Source organism: Nocardia cyriacigeorgica (assembly GCF_010868145.1).
GTDB lineage: Bacteria > Actinomycetota > Actinomycetes > Mycobacteriales > Mycobacteriaceae > Nocardia > Nocardia cyriacigeorgica_D.
In genome coordinates, this window is record NZ_JAAGUY010000007.1 from 11377 (window position 1) to 33257 (window position 21881).

The window sequence follows — 21881 nt, forward strand, 5'->3', positions numbered from 1 at the left end:
GCCGGTGCGCAGGCACCGGCCGGGTCGTCGGGATTGTCGGATGGCCGTCGGCGGCGCTCGACCCGCCGCGGGCCGTGGCCGTCAGGCCAAGCGGATCAAGCCGTAATCGAAGGCATGTCTGCGGTAGACCACCGAGGGCCGGTCGGTCTCCTTGTCGTGAAAGAGGAAGAAGTCGTGACCGACGAGCTCCATCTGATAGAGCGCGTCATCGACCGTCATCGGCGTCGCCGAATGCACCTTGGTCCGCACGATATGCCCGGGCCCGGCCGCATAGTCGGCATGTTCGCCCTCACGACCGCGAGCCTCTGCAGGATGCTCATGGGCGCCGCCGCCCGGCTCGAACAGTTGCTCGTCCACCAGATCAGCGGTGGCCTGGGCGACCGAGAGCGGCGTCTTCTCACCGTAGTGCACCCGGCGGCGATCCTTGGTCCGGCGCAGCCTGCTCTCCAGCTTCGCCGTCACCGATTCGAAGGCGGCGTAGAAGCTGTCCGCACAGGCCTCTGCACGAACGACCGGACCTTTACCGCGGGCGGTGATCTCCACACGCTGGCAGGCCTTGCGTTGACGACGATTGCGCTCATGGAACAGCTCGACGTCGAAAAGAAATATCGACGGGTCGAAGCGTTCCAGTCGAGATAGCTTCTCCGACACATAGATTCGATAATGGTCGGGAACCTCGACATTGCGGCCCTTCACCACGATGTCGGCGTTGGTGACTCGTTGGCGGTCCGCCTCGGGTTGCTCGGCCCGCTGAGCATCCAGCGTCGAAGGATCTACATCTTGCACTGAAGGTCGTGAAGAAGTCGTCACGCGTACCTCCCGGATCTGGCCGCACGACCCGACTGGCGTGCGGCGGGATTGAGCAGTGCCGATCAATCTGGTCGGATGACAGACGCTCGGCACCAGTTGTCCGAGACCCACCTCCAAACTGCCGGTTCGGGTGTGTGACCGCGACGCTAGTACGACAACCGCTGGTCCGCCACTGTTCACGCAAATTTCCTGAAGTCAAGCCGCACACATCACCAGCACGGCGTCGACCTGCACTTCGGCAGCAGCCAGTGCCCGCACCGACTCGGCGGCGGTCGCGCCGGTCGTCAGAATGTCGTCGACCACCACGACCTGCGAGTTTGCCGCGATTTCTGGAGCCGGGCCGGTCATAATACGGCCTCGCAGATTGTGCCTGCGTTCACTGGCGGAAAGCCCTACCGAATCGTGTACACCCCGCCACACACCCAACGCGGGCCGCACCTGGCAACCAGGCAGCCAACTCGCCGCCGCGCGCGCCGCACGCGTCACCGGATCGCCGCCACGCCGCCGCGCCGCGGCCCTACGGCTCGGCGCGGGGACCACCACCAGCGGCCGGGTGTCGGCCCGTAATCGAGCCAGTCCGCAGGCCATCGCGCGGCCGAGCGGTTCGGCCAGATCTCGCCGTCGCCGCTCCTTGGCGGCGAGGATCGCGCGTCGGGGTGGGCCTGCGTAGCTGCTCAGCGTCCAGCACGGCACACCGGGATCGGTGCGCGGCCGCACGCGCCGCGGGCACCCGGTCAGGTAGGCGGCACACCGCGCGCACCAACCGACGCCCTCCAGCCCGCATCCGGCACATTCCAGGGGCAACACCAGATCCAACAGCGTCCGCATCGCCCGAGTGTGCCCGCACCCACCGACACGAAGGCTCGTCTCGCGGGCCGGTTCGGCACGCCGGGTACTGTCTCGAACGGACCTGCCGATCAGCCGGGCAGGATCGGCACCGCACTGGCGCCGAGGCCGGGAACCTCGCGCCAGTATTGTTCGCCACCTTCGGGATTGGTGGTGAACTCCAGCACGGCGCGAGAATCGGCGACGTACTGGTGGTCGGGGGCCGCGGTGACCGACCGGACCGGCGGGGTCAGGTTACGGGTGGTCTGCGAGATGAGCTGGGAGCCGTCGATCGAGACGGTGCTGACCGGGTCAACGTCCCCTTCACGCGCCAGGATGATGGTGTCGGAGGTCAGCCAGTTCAGCGATACCGCCGGCGTACTGAGTCCTACCGCGATGGGCAGCGGCGACGTCAACGCGAACTTGCCGTCGGGGCGACGTTCGACCACCGCCACGTAGACCTTGCCGTCGGCGATCAGCGCGGCCCGCACACCGGTCCGCGCGATCCTGATTTCGGTGATGGGTAGGCGCAGACCATTGGAACCACTGGTCATCGCGGAGGTATCCACGTCCTGCACCGACACATTGCCGGTGGAGCGGTCGTTGACCACCCGGATCACCCGCTCACCGTCGATGACCGCCCACGCCGCCGTTCCGTCGACCGTCCAGGACGGGCGGCTGATGGTGGTGCCCTCCGCTACCGGGAACTGATTGCCGCCGTAACTGCCGATCATCAGGGTCCGCGGCGGCTCCGGTGCGGGGCGGCCCGCGTCGGCGACGGCGGCGACGAATTGCCCGTCCGGGGTCAGCGCGACCGATTGCAGGTTGTGCACCGCGCCGAAATAGCCGGGGGCCGGAGCGATTCCGGCGCCGCCGACCTCCACCAGACCACCGTCGCGCAGGGCATGTAGACCGGTCCGGTTCTGGGCGAATGCCTCGGGGCTGAACTGGTGCACGTCGGCGACCGACCAGCCGTTGGCGGCGAACCGCTCGTCCAGCGGTTTGCCGTCGGCAAGCAGCATGTACGGGCCGAGCACGTCGGCCTTGGCCAGGGTCAGCACGACTTGGGCCGCGAGTAGTTCGCGTTCGCGCGGCGCGAGATCGGAGGCCCCCGCGAAGTCGATGCGCACACCGCCGAGGCCGACGCCGACCTCCTCGGGGTCACCATTGGCCTTGGTGATCGGGCCGCGCAAGGTCACCCGCCTGGCGTCGAGTTCATTGAGCACCACCGGGGCGATCGCCGGCTGTGGCCCCTCACCGAGCAGTGTGAGCAGCCGCTGGGTCAGCTGATCTTTCGGCGAGGCGATCCAGCGCGGGTCTGGCACCATGCCACTGCCGGTCGGATCGACGAAGTACAGCACGTAGCGGCGGTAGAACTTCGCGAATGCCGGCTTATCGATGACGACACCGTCGGGTAGATCATCGATGCGCCATTCGCCGTCGACCTTGCTCATCTCGACCTTGTATTCGAGCGGCGGTCCGTCGATGGCCCGGTAGGCACCGTCGGGGGCGAGTTCGGCCACCCGCTGCGCGCGGATCCGGTAGGTGGCGGTGTTCTCGGTCCGCTCTTCGAGCAGGGTGTCGGGCCGCTCCACGATCACCGTGCCCGCCGCGTCGTTCCATTTGGTCGCCGCGGACGGGTTCATGTACTGACGGGCCGCCAGATGCCGAGTAGTCGGGTCGGCACTGGCCTGGAGGAAGTCGAGCAGCAGCAGGCCGGGATCGCGGCCCTCGATGGGGGCGGGAGGACCTGCCGAGGTCGGTTCCCGGTTGATGGTGCCGAGCGCCTGCGGTTGTGAGGACTCCGGCAGGCTCGCGCAGCCACCGAGCAGCAGGACACCGACCAGCGCCGCCGACAGCGCGGCGAGTAATCGCCCGCGCCGCGAACTGCTGGAATCGGTGGGCCGCATGGTCATGACTGTTTGTCTCCGGTGTCGGTGAGCACGGCGTCGGTGGGCGACCCGGTGCCGGACGTGTCGTCGGCGGGCTGTGCGGCCGTACCGTCGCCCGGGTGCGACGGTGGCGTCTCCGGCGTGTCGGTGGGACCTGGCGCCTGCTCATCGCCCGCGGCCGGGCCGTCCGCGCCGGAGGCCCCTGGATCGGCAACCGGCTCGGCCGCTGCCTCCGGGCCGGTCGCCTCGGCTTCCGGTTCCGGTGCGGCACCTCGGGCCTTGCGTGCGCCCGGTTCGAGCGGCAGTGGGCTCTTGCCGAGTTTGCGGCCGCGGACCAGCGGCAACGTCAACCGGAAGCTGGCGCCGACGCCCGGTTCCCCCCAGGCCTCCAGTCTGCCATCGTGCAGGTTGGCGTCTTCGACGCTGATCGACAACCCGAGCCCGGTGCCACCGGAGCGACGCATCCTCGACGGGTCCGAACGCCAGAAGCGGCTGAAGACCAGCTTCTCCTCGCCGGGACGCAGGCCGACGCCCTGATCGCGCACGACGACCGCGACGGCATTGGCCTCGCCGTCGCCACGCATCCGGATCAGCACCGGCTTGCCCTCGCTGTGGTCGATGGCGTTGGCCAGCAGATTGCGCAGCACCCGCTCCACGCGTCGGGGATCGACCTCGGCGACCACCGGCTCCTCCGGCAGATCGGTGACGACCTCGACTCCGGATTCCTTGGCCAGATGCCGCACCGTGGAGATCGCGGCGCGCACACACATCCGTACGTCCAACGATTCCACCTGTAGCTCGGCCACACCGGCATCGTGGCGGCTGATCTCGAGTAGATCGTTGAGCAGCCCCTCGAACCGGTCCAGTTCCGTAACCAGCAGCTCGGCACTGCGTGCAAGGGCGGGATCGAGGTCTTCGCTACTGCTGTGGATCAGATCGGCGGCCATGCGCACCGTCGTCAACGGTGTGCGCAGTTCATGGCTGACGTCGGAGGTGAACCGGCGTTGCAGGTTGCCGAACTCCTCGAGCTGGGTGATCTGGTTGGACAGGCTTTCGGCCATCTCGTTGAACGCCTCGGCCAGCCGCGCCATATCGTCCTCGCCGCGCACCAGCATGCGTTCGCGCAGCCGGCCGTCGGCGAAGCGGCTGGCGATCCGCGCGGCCGATCGGATCGGCAGGACCACCTGCCAGGTGACCAACGCGGTGATCGCGGCCAGCAGCACGAGCAGGACCAGGCCGCCGACCATCATGGTGCCGCGCATCAGCGCCAGCGAGCGCTCCTCGTTGGCCAGCGGGAAGATCAGGTAGGTCTCCAGCGTGGGGTTGTCGGCGCTTGGGCTGCCGATGATCAGAGCCCGCCCGCGATAGCCATCCGGATCCGCCACGGTGGCGAACTGGTAGCTGACCTGGTTGCCCTGGACGAACCGGCGCAGCTCGTCCGGAATCTGGTCGATCGGGCCCGCGGTGATCTGCTGTGGCGGGGTTCCGCCGACGATGCTCAGTGCCGAATCGAAACTGCCCGCCGCACTGCCGGAGCGGCTTTCACCGCCACGATCGGACAGCGCGCCGCGGGCGTCGGCGAGTCGTTGCTGCAGCAGCGCGGGATCGTGGGCGCCCTGCAGCTGGCTCTGCACCATGCTGCGGGCACGATCCATCTCCTCGACGGCCGCGTCGATCTTGGCGTCCAGCAGCCGATCGGTGATCTGGCTGGTGAGCACCACACCGAGGATGGTGATGACGATCAACGACAGCGTCAGCGTCGAGACGATGACGCGAAGCTGCAGCGATCGCCGCCACAGATGGCCGAGGGAACTACCGACGCCCTTGAACCATGCGCCCACCGGCGCAAGTCCTCGCTGAAGCGAGGCGAGGCGGCCGCCTTCGTGCTCAGGCAAGCCGCCGCCTCCGAGTCATGGACCCGGACCGACTACCGATCACGGCGGTCCGGCCTTGTACCCCACCCCACGCACGGTCAGCACGATCTCCGGGTTCTCGGGATCCTTCTCGACCTTGGCGCGCAGGCGCTGGACATGCACATTCACCAGGCGGGTATCGGCGGCATGCCGGTAGCCCCAGACCTGTTCGAGCAGCACCTCGCGGGTGAACACCTGACGCGGTTTGCGCGCGAGCGCCACCAGCAGGTCGAACTCGAGCGGGGTCAGCGAGATCTGCGCACCTTCGCGGCTCACCTTGTGGGCCGGCACGTCGATGACGATGTCGGCGATGGTGAGCAGCTCGGCGGGCTCCTCCTCGGTACGGCGCAGGCGCGCCCGCACCCGGGCGACGAGTTCCTTCGGTTTGAAGGGTTTGACGATGTAATCATCGGCGCCCGACTCCAGACCGAGCACGACGTCGACCGTGTCGGTCTTGGCTGTGAGCATCACGATCGGAACGCCCGAATCGGCTCGCAGCACGCGGCACACATCGATGCCGTTCATACCCGGCAGCATCAGGTCCAGCAGCACCAGATCGGGGCGGATCTCCCGCACCGCCGACAGCGCCTGCGTGCCGTCGCCGACCACATGCGGGTCGAACCCTTCCCCGCGCAGGACGATGGTGAGCATCTCCGCGAGTGCCATATCGTCGTCGACGACCAGAATCTTCGGCTTCATATCTCTATGTTGTCATCTCCCACGCCAGTATCGGGCCACCACGCGCATTACTGGTGCACGCGCGCCGCATATCCAACCTTATTCGCCGAGGATTTCCACACAACGAGCGAGTAGGGCCTCGCGATCGTCATCGGATCGGTATGTCCACCACGGGCCGCACCAGTCGCGGTCGGCCAGTTCTCGGTACACCGCGCCAGTGCGCGCCTGCAGACCACCGTCGCGCTCATAGGCGTCCAGCGCGCGCGCCGAGTCGAGTTCGCCTCGCCTGCGGGCTCGTTCGGCGGCGACCTCGGTGGGGACATCGAGCAGCACGGTGAGCGCGGGAACCGGCAGCTTCAGTCTGCCGAACTCCAGATCGCCTATCCAGTCGACGATTTCGCCGTCGGCGGATTGCTCGGCCCGCGCCGCCGAATACGCTGCGTTGGAAGCGACATACCGATCGAGGACAACGATGTCGTTGCTGTCCAACAGGTTAGACAATTCCGCCGCGGCATCGGCTCGGTCGAGCGCGAACAGCACCGCCATGCCGTTGATCGAGGCGGCGAGATCACCGTGTGCACCGCGCAAGGCCTCGGCCGCGAGGTCGGCGTGGATCGAGCGGCCGTAGGCGGGGAACGCGAGGGTGCCCGCCCGCAGGCCGCGCCCGCGCAAGGCGGTGAGCAGACCATCGATCAGCGTCCGTTTTCCGGCGCCGTCGAGCCCCTCGACCGCGATCAGTTCACCCATGGCCAGCAGGGTACTCGGCGCTGGTCCCGGGCCGGAAATCGCTGCCGACGACCCCGCAAGTATGTGAAGTGGTCACGATTCGGATCCCATAGGTTTCGGGTCTCGCCACCGGCGGGCGCACCGGGCATTGTCGGTGTGCCCGGACAATCTCCGGCCTCGGAGCACACAGGCTCCACATCTCACAGGGAGAACATATGTCGATCAAGCGCGCCCTGCACACCGCCGCCCTGGCGGTCATCCTTGGCGTCACCGTCGCCGGTGCCACCGCTACCGCTGCGCCGCTGGCGCTGGAACCCGCTGCACCGGTCGCCAACGCACCCGTCGACGACAGCGGAACCGGCAGCGCTTCGGGGAGTGCGGACTTCGTGCTCAATACGCTGGAACTGCTGGCCGGGATCGGCCGCGGCTGCATGCCCGGCGCCGCGTGTTGAGCACGCCGGCCTCGTGAACGCGAGTGGCCCGTCGACTGTGTGTCGGCGGGCCATTCGCGTGTTTCGGGGAGTCAGTAGCGGTAGTGGTCCGGCTTGTACGGGCCTTCCACGTCGACACCGATGTATTCGGCTTGGTCCTTGGTGAGCTTGGTCAGCGTCCCGCCGAGGGCTTCGACGTGGATGCGGGCGACTTTTTCGTCGAGGTGTTTGGGCAGGCGGTAAACCTCGTTGTCGTACTCCTCCGGCTTGGTCCACAGCTCGATCTGGGCGATGACCTGGTTGGAGAAGCTGTTGCTCATGACGAAGGACGGGTGGCCGGTGGCGTTGCCCAGGTTCAGCAGGCGACCCTCCGACAGCACGATGATGGCCTTGCCGGACTCGCCGAAGGTCCACAGATCGACCTGCGGCTTGATATTCAAACGCGTTGCGCCCGAACGTTCCAGCGCCGCCATATCGATCTCGTTGTCGAAGTGGCCGATATTGCCGAGGATGGCCTGGTCCTTCATCGCCTTCATGTGCTCGAGGGTGATGATGTCCTTGTTGCCGGTGGAGGTGATGACGATATCGGCATTGCCGATGGCCTGCTCCACGGTGACGACGTCGTAGCCGTCCATCAGCGCCTGCAGCGCGTTGATCGGGTCGATCTCGGTGACCTGGACCCGGGCGCCCTGCCCGGCAAGCGATTCCGCGCAGCCCTTGCCCACATCGCCGTAGCCACAGATCAGCACCTTCTTACCGCCGATCAGCACGTCGGTGCCGCGGTTGATGCCGTCGATGAGGGAGTGGCGGGTGCCGTACTTGTTGTCGAACTTGGACTTGGTGACCGAGTCGTTGACGTTGATCGCCGGGAACACCAGCTCACCCGCGGCCGCGAACTGGTACAGCCGCAGCACACCGGTGGTGGTCTCCTCGGTCACGCCCTTGACGCTGTCGGCGATCGCCGACCACTTGCCCTTATCGGTCTCGAACCGCTCACGCAGCAGGTTCAAGAACACCGTGTACTCGGCCGAATGGTCCTCATCGGCGGGCGGCACCACGCCCGCCTTCTCGAACTGCGCGCCACGCAGCACCAGCATGGTGGCATCGCCGCCGTCGTCGAGGATCATGTTGGCGGGCTCGCCCGGCCAGGTCAGCATCTGCTCGGCCGCCCACCAGTACTCCTCGAGCGTCTCGCCCTTCCAGGCGAACACCGGGGTGCCCTTCGGCTCGTCGACGGTGCCACTCGAGCCGACGACGACCGCGGCCGCGGCGTGATCCTGCGTCGAGAAAATGTTGCACGAGGCCCAGCGCACCTGCGCACCCAGTGCGGTCAGAGTCTCGATCAGCACCGCGGTCTGCACGGTCATATGCAGCGAACCCGAGATGCGCGCGCCCTTCAGCGGCGCCACCTCGGCGTACTCGCGACGCAAGGCCATCAGACCGGGCATCTCGTGCTCGGCCAGGCGGATCTCCTTGCGACCGAAATCGGCCAGGGACAGATCCGCCACCTTGTAGTCGATGCCGTTACGGACATCGGCGGTCAGCGACGTGCGTGCGGGAAGTTCTGAGGTCGTCATGCGCCTGGATCAGCCTCTCTCCGGATATCGGTTCCGAAGCCAGGCTAGTCGCTTCGGCGGCAGCGGTGTTCGGCAACCGAGAGCAAGCCCTCAGGCGGTGGTTACCCCGTGCCGCGCCAGCATCCGAAGACGCCTGCGCGGAGCGATATTGGCGAGGGTGATGTTGCCGCCGTAGTGCGCCAGCACCCGCGGATCCATCACCCGCCGCCACACCGGCGGGAACGCGGCGAGCAGGATCATCGTGGCGTAACCGGCGGGCAGCTGCGGTGCCTGCTGGGAACTGCGCAGCGTCTGATACCGACGTCCGGGATTGGCGTGATGGTCACTGTGCCGCTGGAGATGGAACAGGAAGATGTTGGTCACCAGCCGGTCGCTGTTCCAGCTGTCCCGTGGAGAACAGCGCCGGTACCGGCCGCCGGGCCTGCGCTCGCGCAGCAGACCGTAATGCTCGACATAGTTGACCGTCTCCAGCAGCATCACGCCGATGACGGCTTGCAGCAGCAGGTACGGCAGGATCTCGACACCGAAGGCCACCATCAGCGCGGCAAACAGCACGACCGTCATCGACCAGGCCTGCAGGATGTGGTTGTGCACGCTCCACCAGCGCAGCTCGCGCCGAGCCAGCCGGGCGCGCTCGAGCCGGATCGCGGAACCGAAGCCGCCGGACACACTGCGCGGCAGGAACTCCCAGAGCGATTCGCCGAGCCTGCCGCTTGCGGGATCTTCCGGCGTCGCCACCCGCATGTGGTGGCCGCGGTTGTGCTCGACGAAGAAGTGGCCGTACCCGGACTGCGCCAGCGCGATCTTGGCCAGCCAGCGCTCCAGGCTTTCGACGCGATGTCCGAGTTCGTGCGCGGCATTGATACCGATTCCGGAGACCAGCCCGAGGGTCGACGCGAGCCCGAGCTTGTCCACGACACTCAGCTCGTCACCGGACCAGAGATAGCCCGCGACTATGAGTCCGAGCAGCTGGATGGGCAGAAACAGGTAGGTGCACCACCGGTAGTAGCGGTCGTTGGACAGTAGCTCGTAATCCTCGTCGCGCGGGTTGCTGCCGTCCTCACCGACCAACTGATCCAGCAGTGGGATCACGCCGAGCACAATGATCGGACCGATCCACCAGAAGATCGTCAACCCGGTGTGTAACACCAGTTGAGAAGGCAGCAAAGCGCACGCAGGCGCGATGAGACCGAGAAACCACAAGTGGCGTTTGGGATCGGCCGATCCCCTCGGTTTGCCAACCGTTTGCACGCTTGCCCCGCTAAAAATGAACCCTGACACCGACGGAGATCCATAGTCTCAGACGTGTGGCCTGTTACACCTTTCGTTGGTCCCCAAACGTGGCGACCGTTACAGCCCTGCTAAATACTCATTGTCCGGTCAACCATGTGACCGATGTCACGGCATATTCGCCGCAAACAGCCGCGTGAGATAAGAGAGCGGCAGAAAAGGCCACCGTGCGATAGTGGAACGAACCCCCGTCATCACAACCGAACGGTGCAGGCCACGAACGGAACCGCCCCCGGCAGCGTCGCAGCTATCGCAGCTCGCGTGCCGCCAGAATCGCCTCGACGTAGGGACTGAGCAACGCGCTCAGCTCCTCGGGCGCGTCACGGCCGGGCGCGGGCGGGGTCGGGATATAGCTCAACGCGATCCGCACCAACGCCTGGGCGAGCACATCGGCCTCGGCAGCGGTGGCATCGACCCAGCTGTGCCGAAACGCGATCGATAATCGTTCGGTGGCGTGCTCGACCAACGGCTCGGCATCAAGGGTGATCAACCGGAGCAGGTCGAGCTTCACCTCGCCCGCGACCAACGACCGCACCAATGGGTCGGCGGCGGCTTCGATGAAGAAGCCGGACAGGCCCTGCCGGAAGGCGGCGCGGGCGTCACCGACGTTGTCGTCGATGGCGGCCCCGACATGGTCGACCAGATCATCGGCCAGCCGCAGGGCATAGGACTGGGCAAGACCGGCGCGCGATCCGAATTCGTTGTACAGCGTCTGTCTGCTGACACCGGCGCGAGTGGCCACGTCACCCAGGGTGATCTTGGACCAGTCGCGCTCGGTGAGCAGTTCGCGCATCGCGTCGAGGACCGAGCTGCGCAACAGCTCCCGCGCGGCCTCCTGATAGGTGACTCTCGACCCGTTGCGCGGCATGCCTGCGACATTGGCACGGGCATCTGTCGCAGTCAAAATCTCACGACCGCTCGACCTCGACCATGAAGAAATCGGCCTTGGCGGCGCCGCAGTCCGGGCAGGTCCAGTCGTCGGGGATGTCGTCCCAGCGGGTTCCCGGCGCGATACCGTCCTCCGGCCAGCCCTCGGCTTCGTCGTATTCGAAGCCACACTGGATGCACTGATACAGCTTGTAGTCGGTCATAGCGTCAACCTCTTCCTCTCGCCGGACTAGCGTCGCGCCTGGTCGCTGCCGACCGGTTCGAAATCGATCTTTTCCCGCACTCCGCAGTCCGGGCAGCACCAGTCGTCGGGAACGGCCGCCCACGGGGTTCCCGCCGGGAAGCCCTCATGCGGCTCACCGGTGGTTTCGTCATAGATGTACTCGCACACCGGACACCGATACGCGCTCATGCTGTGCCTCCTGCGGCATGGACGGGGCGCTGTCCGTGGTTACGCGCACTGCCCCCTCCGGGCGCCGACCCGCTCATGCCGCGCCTCCCGGAGCCGCGCCGTAGCGGGCAAGCACCTCGTCGTGCTTGGCGGGATGGATATTGGCCCTGGTGATATCGCCGTCGTAGTGCGCGAGCACCCGCTTGTCCATTACCCGGCGCCAGATCGGCGGGAAGTAGGCGAGCAGGATCATGCTCGCGTACCCGCTGGGCAGATTCGGTGCGCCATCCCAGCTGCGCAGCGTCTGATAGCGCCGGGTCGGATAGGCGTGATGGTCACTGTGGCGCTGCAGGTGATACAGGAAGATGTTGGTGACGATGTGGTCGCTGTTCCAGCTGTGCGTCGGCGCGGGCCGTTCGTAGCGTCCGCTGGCCGTCCGTTGCCGCACCAGCCCGTAGTGCTCGAGGTAGTTGACCGCTTCGAGCAGGCTGAATCCCACCACGGCCTGCAACAGCAGATACGGCAGCAGCTCGACGCCGAATACCGCGATCAGGACCGCGAACAGCAGCACCGACATCAGCCAGGCGCTGAGCACCTCGTTCTGCAGGGTCAACGGCTTCTTGCCGAGCCGCTCGAGTCTGGCCTTCTCCAGCCGCCACGACGACCGCAGGCCGCCGATGACGGTGCGCGGCCAGAAAGCCCAGAAGGTCTCACCCACCCGGGAACTCGCGGGATCCTCCGGGGTCGCGACGCGCACGTGGTGGCCGCGGTTGTGCTCGATATAGAAATGGCCGTAGCAGGACTGGGCCAACGCGATCCGCGACAGCCAGCGCTCGAGGTCGACCTTCTTGTGTCCGAGTTCGTGCGCGGTGTTGATGCCGATACCGCCGATGATGCCGACGGTGACCGCAAGGCCGATCTTGTCGACCACCATGAGCCCGCCGTCGAGGCCGAGCCAGCTCAGATCACTCGCGGTGATCAGGTAGCAGGCCATGATCAGCGACGCGTACTGGAACGGCAGGTAGAGGTAGGTCAGGTACCGGTAGTACTTGTCGTTCTCCAGGTACTCCATCACCTCGTCGGGCGGATTGGCACCGTCCGGGCCGAAGAAGATGTCGGCCAGCGGGATGACCAGGTACACCAGGATCGGGCCGAGCCAGAACGGCACATGAGCGAGCCCCGTCCTGCCGAGTTCGTTCAGCGCCCAGATGAGCGGAATCCCGATGGTGAACAGCCCGGTGGGCGCGAACAGCCCCCACAGCCACATATACCGCTTCCGGTCCCGCCAGGCCGGCGTCTCGGCCGCTAGACCTGCGGTTTCGGCATCAGTCGACATCATCGTCTCCTTCATGCGACACACATCACCTGTGATGTGCATTACCACCTGAAGTTGACGATAGACGTTGATTTGTCCTAGGTCTAGACAAATAGAGCAATTTGTAAAGCATCCGTGATTTCGTGGTCCTTCGGTGCGGCAAAGACACCGAAAGGCGCCCCCACACCAGTGCTGTCTCTTATACACATCTGACGCTGCCTGCTGTGCGGGCGCCCTTCGTAACGCTGCGATATCGACGACTCAGCGAATCAGCACATCGGCGTTATCCGGGAGAGCGCCGACCGGCCACCACCGCAGATCGGTCGATTCGACGCTGCGTACCGGCACCGCACCCGCGGGCGCCGTGATCCGGAACAGCAGATCCAGATGACGCGTCGGGACCCCGAGCGAGCAGGTGATCGGATGCGCCTGCGCACCGTAGAGCTGCGGCTCCAACCGCAGACCCGCAATCCCCGATTCCTCGGTCGCCTCACGCAGCGCGGCATCCGCCACGGTGACGTCACTTTCTTCGCAATGGCCGCCGAGCTGGATCCAACGACCGACCCGAGGATGCAGGGTCAGCAGGACGTCATTGCCGTCGGCGGAGAACACCACCGCCGAGGCGGTGATGTGGCCGGGGGCGTGCTCGCGCAGGCAGCCACGCGGGGCGGAGCCGAGGAACGCGAGCATCGCCTCGCGCAGCGAAGCATCCGGCCCCTCCGCCGGCGACCACGATTCGAGCAACGCTGTCGCCGAGGCGTGCAACGATTGCGCACTCACCGCTCCACCAGCGCCTCGCCCGGCGCTCGCGGCGGACGGGGCGTGAGCTCGTCGAGCGGATGACCGATCGCGATAGCGCCCAGCGGATTCCACTCACCATCGAGGCCGAGCACCTCGCGCGTCGTCTCGGGAGCGAAGATGGTCGAGCCGATCCAGCAGCTCCCGAGACCCTCGGTGGCCAGTGCGACAAGCAGCCCCTGCACCGCGGCGCCGACCGCCACGGTGAACATGGTCTGTTCGGCCGCCCGGCGCCGCTGGTCCGGATAGTCGTGCGCGCCGTCCGGGACGCAGCACGGAATGATCACCTCGGGTGCGTCGAAAAGGATCCGGCCACGGGCGATCCGGCGCTCCACCCGATCGGCAGGCAAGCCGTCGGCAGTGAGATCGGCGCGCCACTTGTCGGCCATCGCGGTCAGCAACCGTTCCCGGAGTGCGCGATCACGCAGCCATACGAACCGCACCGGCCGAGTGTGATGCGGGGCGGGTGCGGTCAGCGCGACCGACACCGCCGCGCGCACCCGCTCCGGGTCGACGGGGTCGGCGGCGAACTCGCGCACCGACCGCCGCAGCAGCACCGCCTCCGAACGTCCTTGCTCGATCGCCTCGGCGGTACCGAGCCAGAACAGATCGTCGGTGCCGCGCCGCACGAGATCGGCTGCGCTGGAGGCATCGTCGGTGTAGGCCAGCCCGCGCACCGCGGCAACCGGGACACCACCGAGCTTGCCTTTCACCAGGTCGGCGGCCGCCGCCAGCTCGTCGGCCACGGCAACTTGGGTGACGTGCAGTTCGTTGCCCTGTCCGTCCACCGCGCCCGCGTAGTCGTGCAGCACCCGCAGCCCGGAGGAGCCGATGGCCGCATCGATCTGACCGTTACGCCAGGCCCGGCCCATGGTGTCGGTGATCACCACCGCCACCTCCACCCCGAGCCGCTCGGCCAGCGCCGAACGCAGCGCCTTCGCACTGGCATCGGGATCGGTTGGCAGCAGCACCAATTCACCCTGCTCCACATTGGACCCATCCACCCCGGAGGCCGCCTGGACGATGCCGAGCCGGTTCTCGGTGATGAGGGTGCGTCCCTTGCGGGCCAACACCCGCACGGCCTCCTGATCGACCAGCGCTCGCCGCGCGGTATCGCGCTCCTCCGGATCCAGCGGCGCCGCGACGATACGGCCCTCGACCTTGGCGACGATCTTGCTGGTGACCACGAGCACATCGCCGTCGGCCAGCCACGGCGCGTTCGCCGCGATGTGTTCGGCGAGGTCATCGCCGGGCCGGAACTCCGGCAGCCCGGTGATCGGCAGCAGCCGCAACTCGCCTGCGGCGTGGTCGACGGGGCCGGTCACGGCTTGACTCCCGCCAGATCCAGTGCCGCACGCGCCATTTCGGCAGTGGTCGGCGGGTCGGTCATCAGCAGCGGCACGCTGCGGACCTCGACGCCGGGCACATCGGCGGTGTCGGTGGTGTGGATCAGCCAGCCGTCAAGGATGCCCGTCGCCGAGCGCGCGCCGTAGTGCCGGCCGACCGCCTCGGCGGAGGTTTCCACGCCGATGACCGACAGACATTCATCGGCCATGCCGCGCAACGGTTTTCCGTCGATGACGGGAGAGATGCCGATGACCTTCGCGTCGGTGGTGCGCAGCGCGCCGCGGATGCCAGGCACCGCGAGGATGGATCCGATGCTCACCACCGGGTTCGACGGTGCGAGCAAGACCACATCAGCGGCGCTTATGATATCGATCACATTTGGCGCGGGTTTGGCTTGCTCCGCGCCGATTGTGGCGAATCCATGAGTCTCGATGTCTGCACGGTATCGAACCCACCACTCTTGAAAATGGATCGCGCGGCGTTCGCCAGGGTTGTCCGGGTCACTGACAACGACATGGGTTTCACAACGATCGTCGGTTGCCGGGATCAGTTTCACGCCCGGTTGCCATCGATTGCACAGCGCTTCGGTCACCGCGGAGAGCGGGTAACCGGCGTTCAGCATTTCCGTTCGAACCAAGTGCGTGGCGATATCGCGATCACCCAGACCGAACCAGTCCGGCTGCGCGTGGTATTTGGCCAGCTCTTCCTTGGCGTGCCAGGTTTCCGCCACCCGGCCCCAGCCGCGTTCGGTATCGATTCCGCCGCCGAGGGTATACATGCAGGTATCGAGGTCGGGACAGATTCGCAGGCCGTGCATCCACACGTCGTCACCGACATTGACGATCGCCGAAACGTCAGCATCGGGCAGTAGTTCCCGAACACCCTGAAGGAACCGCGCACCACCCACTCCGCCGACAAGGACGGCGATACGGGGCCCATTGACGGGTGCGATGTCCGCTTGTTCTGAAGTCACATCCACATAGCCTAAGCGCCCCCGGATCGGCGCCGCCTGGAGCCATATTTGCTGCTCATTTGCTATATGACGGATCAAGATCGTCTTCGAAAGCGCTGCCGGATAGTAACGGAATAGCGACAGCGGCTTGACCATCGACGCGTTCGGCGTGTCTAATCACAGTCATGTCATTCCGGGCTCGCGCGAGAGTTCAACGCGCGAACGGCTTTTCGAACGAATGTTCGAGCCGGGGCGGCATGTTCGGGGATGTCCGCGAGACAACGTCGCGGAGTAGTGCCGTCGGTAGGCGTGTTGGTCCGGCGGAAAGAAGCATTCTGCGCTAACACACAGTGAGGAGGCGGAGCGATGGCCAATGAGCTGGCCCCTTCGGGCATGCCGGGCGGCGTATCGCAAACCGATTCCACGGCAGGCGCAGCACGTAGCGTCTGCGCAGAGGCCGGGTGGAAGGACCATGAGGGGGGTGAGCGCGATTCGGCGCCCCAACTCAGCTTGGTCGTGCCGGGTTTCGACGAGATGTTCGAGTCCATCGAGGAACAGTGGCAGGAACGTGCCCTGTGCGCCCAGACCGATCCGGAGGCGTTCTTCCCCGAGAAGGGCGGCTCGACTCGCGAAGCGAAACGGATCTGCATGGGCTGCGAGGTTCGCGACGAGTGCTTGGAATACGCACTCGCACACGATGAACGCTTCGGCATCTGGGGCGGTTTGTCCGAACGCGAACGCCGCAGGCTCAAGCGCGGCATCGGCTGAACCGGGGCCTGCCAGGACCCGGCCGGCCCGCCTCGGTGTGTGTGGCCGGGGCGGGCCGACAGTATGTCGCGGTAGCTGACTAACGTTTCGGGTATGGCACGCTCCCGCAACCGACGTCCCCCGACTGCCCGGTCGGTGACCCGCCGTGGCCGCGGAGTACGCGGGCCGATGCTGCCGCCGACCGTCCCCGCCTGGCGCACCCGCGGACAGAAGTTCGACCGCCTGGTGCTCGAGGCCTTCGCCCCGCTGGATTCGCGGTGGCACGATCGGCTCACCAAACTCGATATCGCCGTCGACGATGTGCCGAAAATCCGTCCGCTGCACCCAGATTCGGTCACCTGGCCGGACGAGGTCGTCGCCGACGGACCGGTACCGCTGTCGCGACTCATCCCGGCGGGCGTCGACCGGCACGGCACCCCCATCCGGGCACGGGTCGTGTTGTTCCGCAAACCGCTCGAATTGCGGGCGGGCGATCCGGACGATCTCGTGGAGCTGTTGCGCGAGGTCCTGGTCCAGCAGATCGCTACCTATCTCGGCGTCGATCCAGACGTCATCGATCCCGAACCGAACTGACCGCGCGATCGCCCGCGCATCGGTGCGAAATCGGTCACTGACGGCGGGCCGGAGGAGTTGCGACGCGCCGATCGGGAGGGATTCGCTGAGCGTGTCTACCCATCTCTGACCGCCAAGGGGGTTACTCTCACTGGCGTGATTCCCATGCGTCGTTGCTGCCGACCAGGTTGCAAGAATCCGGCCGTCGCGACGCTCACCTATGTCTACTCGGACTCGACCGCGGTGGTCGGACCTCTCGCGACGGTAGCCGAACCCCATTCCTGGGACCTATGCGAGACGCACGCCTCCCGCATCACCGCGCCCAAGGGCTGGGACATGGTCCGGCACGAAGGCGGATTCTCCTCCAGCACACCCGACGACGACGATCTGACCGCGCTGGCCGAGGCGGTTCGCGAAGCCGGACTGCGCCGCCGTCCGCCCGAACCAGACCAGCACGGCTACCGCGACTACGCGCCTCCACCCCCGCGCGCCACCCGCACCGGCCGCCGCGGACATCTGCGCGTACTGCCTGATCCGCCCAGCTGAGGCCGTGCCCGCGGGCAACTACCGGGACCATGTCAGCGCCGCACCGCGCGGGCACTAGGGTGTTCGCTATGACAGTCGCCCGCCCTGCCGATTTCGTGAACGCGGTGATCAAGGCCTACGACGTCCGCGGTGTGGTCGGTGACCAGATCGATGCCCAATTCGTCTCCGACGTAGGGGCTTCGTTCGCGCGGCTGATGCGCGCCGAGGACGCGCGGCGGGTCGTCATCGGGCACGATATGCGCGACTCCTCCCCCGAACTGGCGGCCGCCTTCGCCGAGGGCGTGCTCGGGCAGGGCCTCGATGTGGTGCACATCGGCCTGGCGTCCACCGATCAGCTCTACTTCGCCTCCGGCAAGCTGGACTGCCCGGGCGCCATGTTCACCGCCAGCCACAACCCGGCCCGCTACAACGGCATCAAGTTGTGCCGCGCCAAGGCGCTACCGGTCGGCCAGGACACTGGCCTCGCCACCATCGCCGCCGAGGTCACCGCGGGTGTACCCGGCTACGACGGCGCGCGCGGCAGCGCCACCGAGACCGATCTGCTCGACGACTACGCCACCTTCCTGCGCGAGCTGGTCGACCTGACCGAGATCCGCCCGCTGACGATCGCGGTGGATGCGGGCAACGGGATGGGCGGGCACACCGTGCCAGCGGTGCTCGGCAGCCTGGCGCAGGTGTCGATCGTGCCGCTGTATTTCGAACTCGACGGCAGCTTCCCCAACCACGAGGCCAACCCGCTGGACCCGAAGAACCTGGTCGATCTGCAGGATCTGGTCCGCACGTCCGGCGCCGACATCGGCCTGGCCTTCGACGGCGACGCCGACCGCTGCTTCGTCGTGGACGAGAACGGCGACCCGGTGTCACCGTCGGCGATCACCGCACTGGTCGCCGAACGCGAACTCGGCAAGGAACCGGGCGCGGTGATCATCCACAATCTGATCACCTCGCGCGCGGTGCCCGAACTGGTCACCGAACTGGGCGGCACACCGGTACGCACCAGGGTCGGCCATTCGTTCATCAAGCAGCAGATGGCCGCGACCGGTGCGGTGTTCGGCGGCGAGCACTCCGCGCACTACTACTTCCGGGACTTCTGGGGCGCCGACTCCGGCATGCTCGCCGCACTGCACGTGCTCGCGGCGCTCGGCGAGAAGGACCGGCCGGTCTCGGAGCTGATGTCGTCCTATAACACCTACGCCGCGTCCGGGGAGATCAACTCCACCGTCGCGGACGCCGCCGAACGCACCGGCGCGGTGCTGGACGCATTCGCCGATCGAGCGGTGTCGGTGGACCGGCTGGACGGCGTGACGGTGCATCTGCCTGCCGACGCCTGGTTCAATCTGCGCGCCTCGAATACCGAACCGCTGCTACGTCTCAACGTCGAAGCCAGATCGCCGGAGGAAGTAGACGCACTCGTAACCGAAGTCCTGAGCATCGTGCGGTCCTGACTGGGATAGTGGAATTACTAAGGGAAGGAATCACATGCTCGGGATTCGCGCAGGAAGACGGACCGATCTTCCCGACCGTGGATCTCGGGCATAGTCGGTTCCCGACTGGAATAGTGGAAGCACAGACCTTGGATTCGCCCGGCCCCATCCGGAGAGGGAAGGTCCCGGAGGGCGCCACACCGAAGGGTGCGGGCCGACGGCGAACACAGCGCGATGAGGGGAGGTGGGACGCCCGATGATCGCTGGAACACCGGTGCTCGACCTCGACGACGCGGTGTCGCTCGAGGCAGCCGACAGCGGCGGCGCCCTGCGCTCGGCCGCATCAGGTGGCGCCCAGATCCGCGCCACCGCGGCCGCCGTCGACGAGGGCATCCTGGAGCGGCTGGACGGTCTGCGACCACGCAGTCTGGTATTCGTCTGTGGCCCCGGCCGGGCCATCCGGGCGGCGCGCATGTTGATCGCAGCGCTCGGCGACCGGGCCGGCCTGCCGATCGTGCCCGTCGCCGCTGTCCCGCCGTGGGTCGGTCCGCTCGATGTCGTGGTGGTCGCCGGCGATGATGCGGGCGATCCCCGTCTCGTCGACGCCGTCGACCGGGCCCAGCGTCGTGGTGCCGAAGTCGTGGTGGCCGCACCGCATGAGGGTCCGCTCCGCGCGGTGGCCGCCGGGCGGTCGGCGCTGCTCTCGCCGCGGCTTCCCGTCCTCGATCACAATCGGCTGCTGCGATATCTCGCGGTGGGCATCGCCGTGCTGCGGGCGATCGACCCGGTCCGCAGCGGGCCGTCGCTGCCCGCGTTGAGTGATCTGGCCGATCTGCTCGACGCCGAGGCGCTGCGCGACGGGCCACAGCATGAACTGTTCCGCAATCCGGCCAAAACCCTGGCAGCGCGGATGCAGCAGCGCGGCCTGGTGCTTGCGGGTGACTCCCCCGCCGCCACCGAACTCGCAGGACATGCCGCCGAGGTGCTCGTGCAGTCGGCAGGCCGCATCGCCACCGCGGTCGATCTCACCGTTGCCGTCGCGGCCCATCCCCGAATGGTTGCCGCCGCAGGCGAATCCGCGCCCGACTACGACCCGCTGTTTCACGATGAGCAGCTCGACGGTCCGGTCCCGGTCGAACGGATGCGGGTGTTCGTGTTGAGCACAGACGCCGACGAGATGGCCGCGCGACGCAAGCTCGCCGTCTTCTCCGGCACCGGCTCGGGTCTGGTCGACGCCGATCTGGTCGCCGCCGATCTCGACGTGCTGCGCAGTGAGCTGACCGACCCCGCAGCCCCGCAGCCGGAAGAATCCGACGCGGAGGTACCTGCTCGCGGCGACGACCTGGAACGACTCGCCGTGCTCGCCCTTCGCTTGGAGATGACCGCGGCCTACCTGCGCCTGATCGGCAGCCGCGAGGTCACCAGCAGTCCCGCACCCGAACAGTTCGGCTCGGATCAGTTCGACGGGGGACGCTACTAGTGCACGAACTCGTCGGTGCGCTGCGCTCCTATGCTTGGGGCTCGCGTACTTCCCTCGCCAGGCTGTGCGGCCGACCGGTGCCTTCGGCCCATCCGGAAGCCGAATTGTGGTTCGGTGCCCACCCCGCCGATCCGGCCCAGGTACGCATCGGCAACGGCTCGACCACCTCGCTGCTCGAGCTGGTCTCCGCCGATCCCGACCGTGAACTCGGCGCCGCCGCACCCGAATTCGGTGGCAGACTGCCCTTCCTGCTGAAGATCCTCGCCGCCGAGGAGCCGCTGTCGTTGCAGGCGCATCCCAGTTCCGCGCAGGCCCATGCCGGTTTTCATCGGGAGAACCAGGCCGGGGTGCCGCTGGATTCGCCGATGCGCAATTACCGCGACGAGAACCACAAACCGGAACTGGTGGTGGCGCTGGATCGGTTCGAGGCGCTGGCCGGTTTCCGCGAGCCCCGTCGCACCGTCGAATTGCTGCGCGCGCTCGACGTCGCGCTCTTGGAGTCCTACGCGGATCTGCTCGCCGCCCAGCCGGATTCCGACGGCCTGCGGACCCTGTTCACCACGTGGATCACGCTGCCGCAGAACGTGCTCGCCACGCTGCTGCCACAGGTGCTCGACGGATGTGTCCGTTACCTGTCGAGCCGCAAACGCAAGTTCGCGGCCGAGGCGCGGACCGCATTGGAACTGGCCGAGAACTATCCGGGCGACGCAGGTGTACTGGCCGCACTGCTGCTCAACCGGCTGACCCTGGAACCGGGTCAGGCGTTGTTCCTCGACGCCGGCAACCTGCATGCCTATCTGCGCGGACTCGGCGTCGAGATCATGGCCAACTCCGACAATGTGCTGCGCGGCGGCCTGACCCCCAAACACGTCGACGTCCCGGAGTTGTTGCGGGTCCTGGACTTCGAACCGATCGAGCTGCCGGTGGTGCTGCCGGAACCGGCCGGTGACGGATCGGTGCGCTATCGCACGCCCGCACCGGAATTCGCGCTGCGCCGATTCGATCTGACCGAGGGTTCGGCGCTGGTGCCGCTCACCGAGGCCGGCCCCGGCATCGTGCTGTGCACGGCGGGATCGGTGCGCCTGTTCCAGGAAGACGCCGAACTCGTCCTCGAACGCGGTGCCGCTGCCTGGATCTCGGCCGCCGACACCGAAGTCCGCGCCCAGGCGCTGAACGGTCCGGCGCAGGTGTTCTGTGCCTGTGTTGGCGGCGCTTCCTGATTCTGCGGTCCGGTCCCGCGCCACCCACTACCCGGATCCGGCACAGCGGATAGGCCGC

22 protein-coding genes are annotated in these 21881 nt (G+C 67.1%); 7 read left to right on the forward strand and 15 right to left on the reverse strand.

Going from position 1 to position 21881, the window contains the following annotated elements; translation table 11 throughout:
• Positions 1-81: 81 nt before the first annotated feature.
• From hpf to GV792_RS11335, 6 genes are all read right to left on the reverse strand, one after another.
• Positions 82-762, reverse strand: coding sequence for a ribosome hibernation-promoting factor, HPF/YfiA family (gene hpf / locus GV792_RS11310; RefSeq protein WP_175584268.1), 681 nt, complete (start codon positions 760-762; stop codon positions 82-84).
• A gap of 243 nt (positions 763-1005) precedes the next feature.
• Entirely contained in the window at positions 1006-1638 is a 633-nt protein-coding gene (locus GV792_RS11315) for a ComF family protein (RefSeq protein WP_163824029.1), read from the reverse strand.
• An 89-nt stretch (positions 1639-1727) separates the two neighbouring features.
• Entirely contained in the window at positions 1728-3551 is a 1824-nt protein-coding gene (gene lpqB / locus GV792_RS11320; protein ID WP_163824030.1) for an MtrAB system accessory lipoprotein LpqB, read from the reverse strand.
• Complete coding sequence (mtrB, locus tag GV792_RS11325; RefSeq protein ID WP_178124423.1) at positions 3548-5368, reverse strand: MtrAB system histidine kinase MtrB; 1821 nt, start codon at positions 5366-5368, stop codon at positions 3548-3550. The genes lpqB and mtrB overlap by 4 nt, the downstream gene beginning before the upstream one ends.
• A 93-nt stretch (positions 5369-5461) precedes the next feature.
• A complete protein-coding gene (mtrA, locus tag GV792_RS11330; protein WP_077121577.1) occupies positions 5462-6139 on the reverse strand; it encodes an MtrAB system response regulator MtrA in 678 nt (225 codons plus the stop codon).
• 78 nt (positions 6140-6217) lie between these two features.
• Positions 6218-6865: a dTMP kinase gene (locus tag GV792_RS11335; RefSeq protein ID WP_163824032.1), complete on the reverse strand. Its 648-nt coding sequence runs from the start codon at positions 6863-6865 to the stop codon at positions 6218-6220.
• A 194-nt stretch (positions 6866-7059) separates the two neighbouring features.
• Here GV792_RS11335 and GV792_RS11340 point away from each other — a divergent pair, with 194 nt between their 5' ends.
• On the forward strand, positions 7060-7296 hold the full coding sequence (locus tag GV792_RS11340; RefSeq protein WP_163824033.1) for a hypothetical protein: 237 nt from the start codon (positions 7060-7062) through the stop codon (positions 7294-7296).
• Between the two features lie 71 nt (positions 7297-7367).
• Here GV792_RS11340 and ahcY read toward each other — a convergent pair whose 3' ends face one another.
• From ahcY to cofD, 9 genes are all read right to left on the reverse strand, one after another.
• A complete protein-coding gene (gene ahcY, locus GV792_RS11345; RefSeq protein WP_163824034.1) occupies positions 7368-8852 on the reverse strand; it encodes an adenosylhomocysteinase in 1485 nt (494 codons plus the stop codon).
• A gap of 90 nt (positions 8853-8942) precedes the next feature.
• Positions 8943-10103: an alkane 1-monooxygenase gene (locus tag GV792_RS11350; protein ID WP_175582963.1), complete on the reverse strand. Its 1161-nt coding sequence runs from the start codon at positions 10101-10103 to the stop codon at positions 8943-8945.
• 286 nt (positions 10104-10389) lie between these two features.
• Positions 10390-11010, reverse strand: coding sequence for a TetR/AcrR family transcriptional regulator (locus GV792_RS11355; protein ID WP_163824036.1), 621 nt, complete (start codon positions 11008-11010; stop codon positions 10390-10392).
• Between the two features lie 40 nt (positions 11011-11050).
• A complete protein-coding gene (locus GV792_RS11360; protein ID WP_163824037.1) occupies positions 11051-11233 on the reverse strand; it encodes a rubredoxin in 183 nt (60 codons plus the stop codon).
• Positions 11234-11259: 26 nt separating this feature from the next.
• Complete coding sequence (locus tag GV792_RS11365) at positions 11260-11442, reverse strand: rubredoxin (protein WP_163824038.1); 183 nt, start codon at positions 11440-11442, stop codon at positions 11260-11262.
• A 73-nt stretch (positions 11443-11515) separates the two neighbouring features.
• Entirely contained in the window at positions 11516-12757 is a 1242-nt protein-coding gene (locus GV792_RS11370; RefSeq protein ID WP_175584270.1) for an alkane 1-monooxygenase, read from the reverse strand.
• 240 nt (positions 12758-12997) lie between these two features.
• Entirely contained in the window at positions 12998-13516 is a 519-nt protein-coding gene (locus GV792_RS11375; protein ID WP_163824040.1) for an NUDIX hydrolase, read from the reverse strand.
• Complete coding sequence (locus GV792_RS11380; protein WP_163824041.1) at positions 13513-14859, reverse strand: coenzyme F420-0:L-glutamate ligase; 1347 nt, start codon at positions 14857-14859, stop codon at positions 13513-13515. Before GV792_RS11380 ends, GV792_RS11375 begins: the two co-directional genes overlap by 4 nt.
• The gene (cofD, locus tag GV792_RS11385) at positions 14856-15989 is read right to left on the reverse strand and encodes a 2-phospho-L-lactate transferase (RefSeq protein ID WP_218579947.1); all 1134 of its coding nucleotides are present in this window, start codon (positions 15987-15989) and stop codon (positions 14856-14858) included. The genes GV792_RS11380 and cofD overlap by 4 nt, the downstream gene beginning before the upstream one ends.
• A gap of 378 nt (positions 15990-16367) precedes the next feature.
• Between cofD and GV792_RS29015 the strand changes: the two genes are divergently transcribed.
• The 6 genes from GV792_RS29015 (at position 16368) to manA (ending at position 21823) form a co-directional block, all read left to right on the forward strand.
• Positions 16368-16601, forward strand: coding sequence for a WhiB family transcriptional regulator (locus GV792_RS29015; RefSeq protein ID WP_029901515.1), 234 nt, complete (start codon positions 16368-16370; stop codon positions 16599-16601).
• 93 nt (positions 16602-16694) lie between these two features.
• Positions 16695-17174, forward strand: coding sequence for a metallopeptidase family protein (locus tag GV792_RS11395; protein ID WP_218579946.1), 480 nt, complete (start codon positions 16695-16697; stop codon positions 17172-17174).
• 144 nt (positions 17175-17318) lie between these two features.
• Positions 17319-17699, forward strand: coding sequence for a DUF3499 domain-containing protein (locus GV792_RS11400; protein WP_163824197.1), 381 nt, complete (start codon positions 17319-17321; stop codon positions 17697-17699).
• 68 nt (positions 17700-17767) lie between these two features.
• Positions 17768-19144, forward strand: a complete 1377-nt coding sequence (locus GV792_RS11405; protein WP_163824043.1) for a phosphomannomutase/phosphoglucomutase — start codon at positions 17768-17770, stop codon at positions 19142-19144.
• Positions 19145-19379: 235 nt separating this feature from the next.
• Positions 19380-20603, forward strand: coding sequence for a tobH protein (locus GV792_RS11410; RefSeq protein WP_163824044.1), 1224 nt, complete (start codon positions 19380-19382; stop codon positions 20601-20603).
• Positions 20603-21823 carry a mannose-6-phosphate isomerase, class I gene (gene manA, locus GV792_RS11415; protein ID WP_163824045.1) on the forward strand — a complete coding sequence of 407 codons (1221 nt, stop codon included), beginning with the start codon at positions 20603-20605 and terminating at the stop codon, positions 21821-21823. Before GV792_RS11410 ends, manA begins: the two co-directional genes overlap by 1 nt.
• The last annotated feature ends 58 nt before the right edge of the window (positions 21824-21881 follow it).

What these genes read in the sequence shown, in the direction of transcription:
- GV792_RS11315 (WP_163824029.1), bottom strand. Translation starts at nt 1,638, where the DNA reads ATGCGGACGCTGTTGGATCTGGTGTTGCCCCTGGAATGTGCCGGATGC.
- lpqB (WP_163824030.1), bottom strand. Translation starts at nt 3,551, where the DNA reads ATGACCATGCGGCCCACCGATTCCAGCAGTTCGCGGCGCGGGCGATTA.
- mtrA (WP_077121577.1), bottom strand. Translation starts at nt 6,139, where the DNA reads ATGAAGCCGAAGATTCTGGTCGTCGACGACGATATGGCACTCGCGGAG.
- GV792_RS11335 (WP_163824032.1), bottom strand. Translation starts at nt 6,865, where the DNA reads ATGGGTGAACTGATCGCGGTCGAGGGGCTCGACGGCGCCGGAAAACGG.
- GV792_RS11340 (WP_163824033.1), top strand. Translation starts at nt 7,060, where the DNA reads ATGTCGATCAAGCGCGCCCTGCACACCGCCGCCCTGGCGGTCATCCTT.
- ahcY (WP_163824034.1), bottom strand. Translation starts at nt 8,852, where the DNA reads ATGACGACCTCAGAACTTCCCGCACGCACGTCGCTGACCGCCGATGTC.
- GV792_RS11355 (WP_163824036.1), bottom strand. Translation starts at nt 11,010, where the DNA reads ATGCCGCGCAACGGGTCGAGAGTCACCTATCAGGAGGCCGCGCGGGAG.
- GV792_RS11360 (WP_163824037.1), bottom strand. Translation starts at nt 11,233, where the DNA reads ATGACCGACTACAAGCTGTATCAGTGCATCCAGTGTGGCTTCGAATAC.
- GV792_RS11365 (WP_163824038.1), bottom strand. Translation starts at nt 11,442, where the DNA reads ATGAGCGCGTATCGGTGTCCGGTGTGCGAGTACATCTATGACGAAACC.
- GV792_RS11370 (WP_175584270.1), bottom strand. Translation starts at nt 12,757, where the DNA reads ATGTCGACTGATGCCGAAACCGCAGGTCTAGCGGCCGAGACGCCGGCC.
- cofD (WP_218579947.1), bottom strand. Translation starts at nt 15,989, where the DNA reads ATGGTCAAGCCGCTGTCGCTATTCCGTTACTATCCGGCAGCGCTTTCG.
- GV792_RS29015 (WP_029901515.1), top strand. Translation starts at nt 16,368, where the DNA reads ATGTTCGAGTCCATCGAGGAACAGTGGCAGGAACGTGCCCTGTGCGCC.
- GV792_RS11395 (WP_218579946.1), top strand. Translation starts at nt 16,695, where the DNA reads ATGGCACGCTCCCGCAACCGACGTCCCCCGACTGCCCGGTCGGTGACC.
- GV792_RS11400 (WP_163824197.1), top strand. Translation starts at nt 17,319, where the DNA reads ATGCGTCGTTGCTGCCGACCAGGTTGCAAGAATCCGGCCGTCGCGACG.
- GV792_RS11405 (WP_163824043.1), top strand. Translation starts at nt 17,768, where the DNA reads ATGACAGTCGCCCGCCCTGCCGATTTCGTGAACGCGGTGATCAAGGCC.
- GV792_RS11410 (WP_163824044.1), top strand. Translation starts at nt 19,380, where the DNA reads ATGATCGCTGGAACACCGGTGCTCGACCTCGACGACGCGGTGTCGCTC.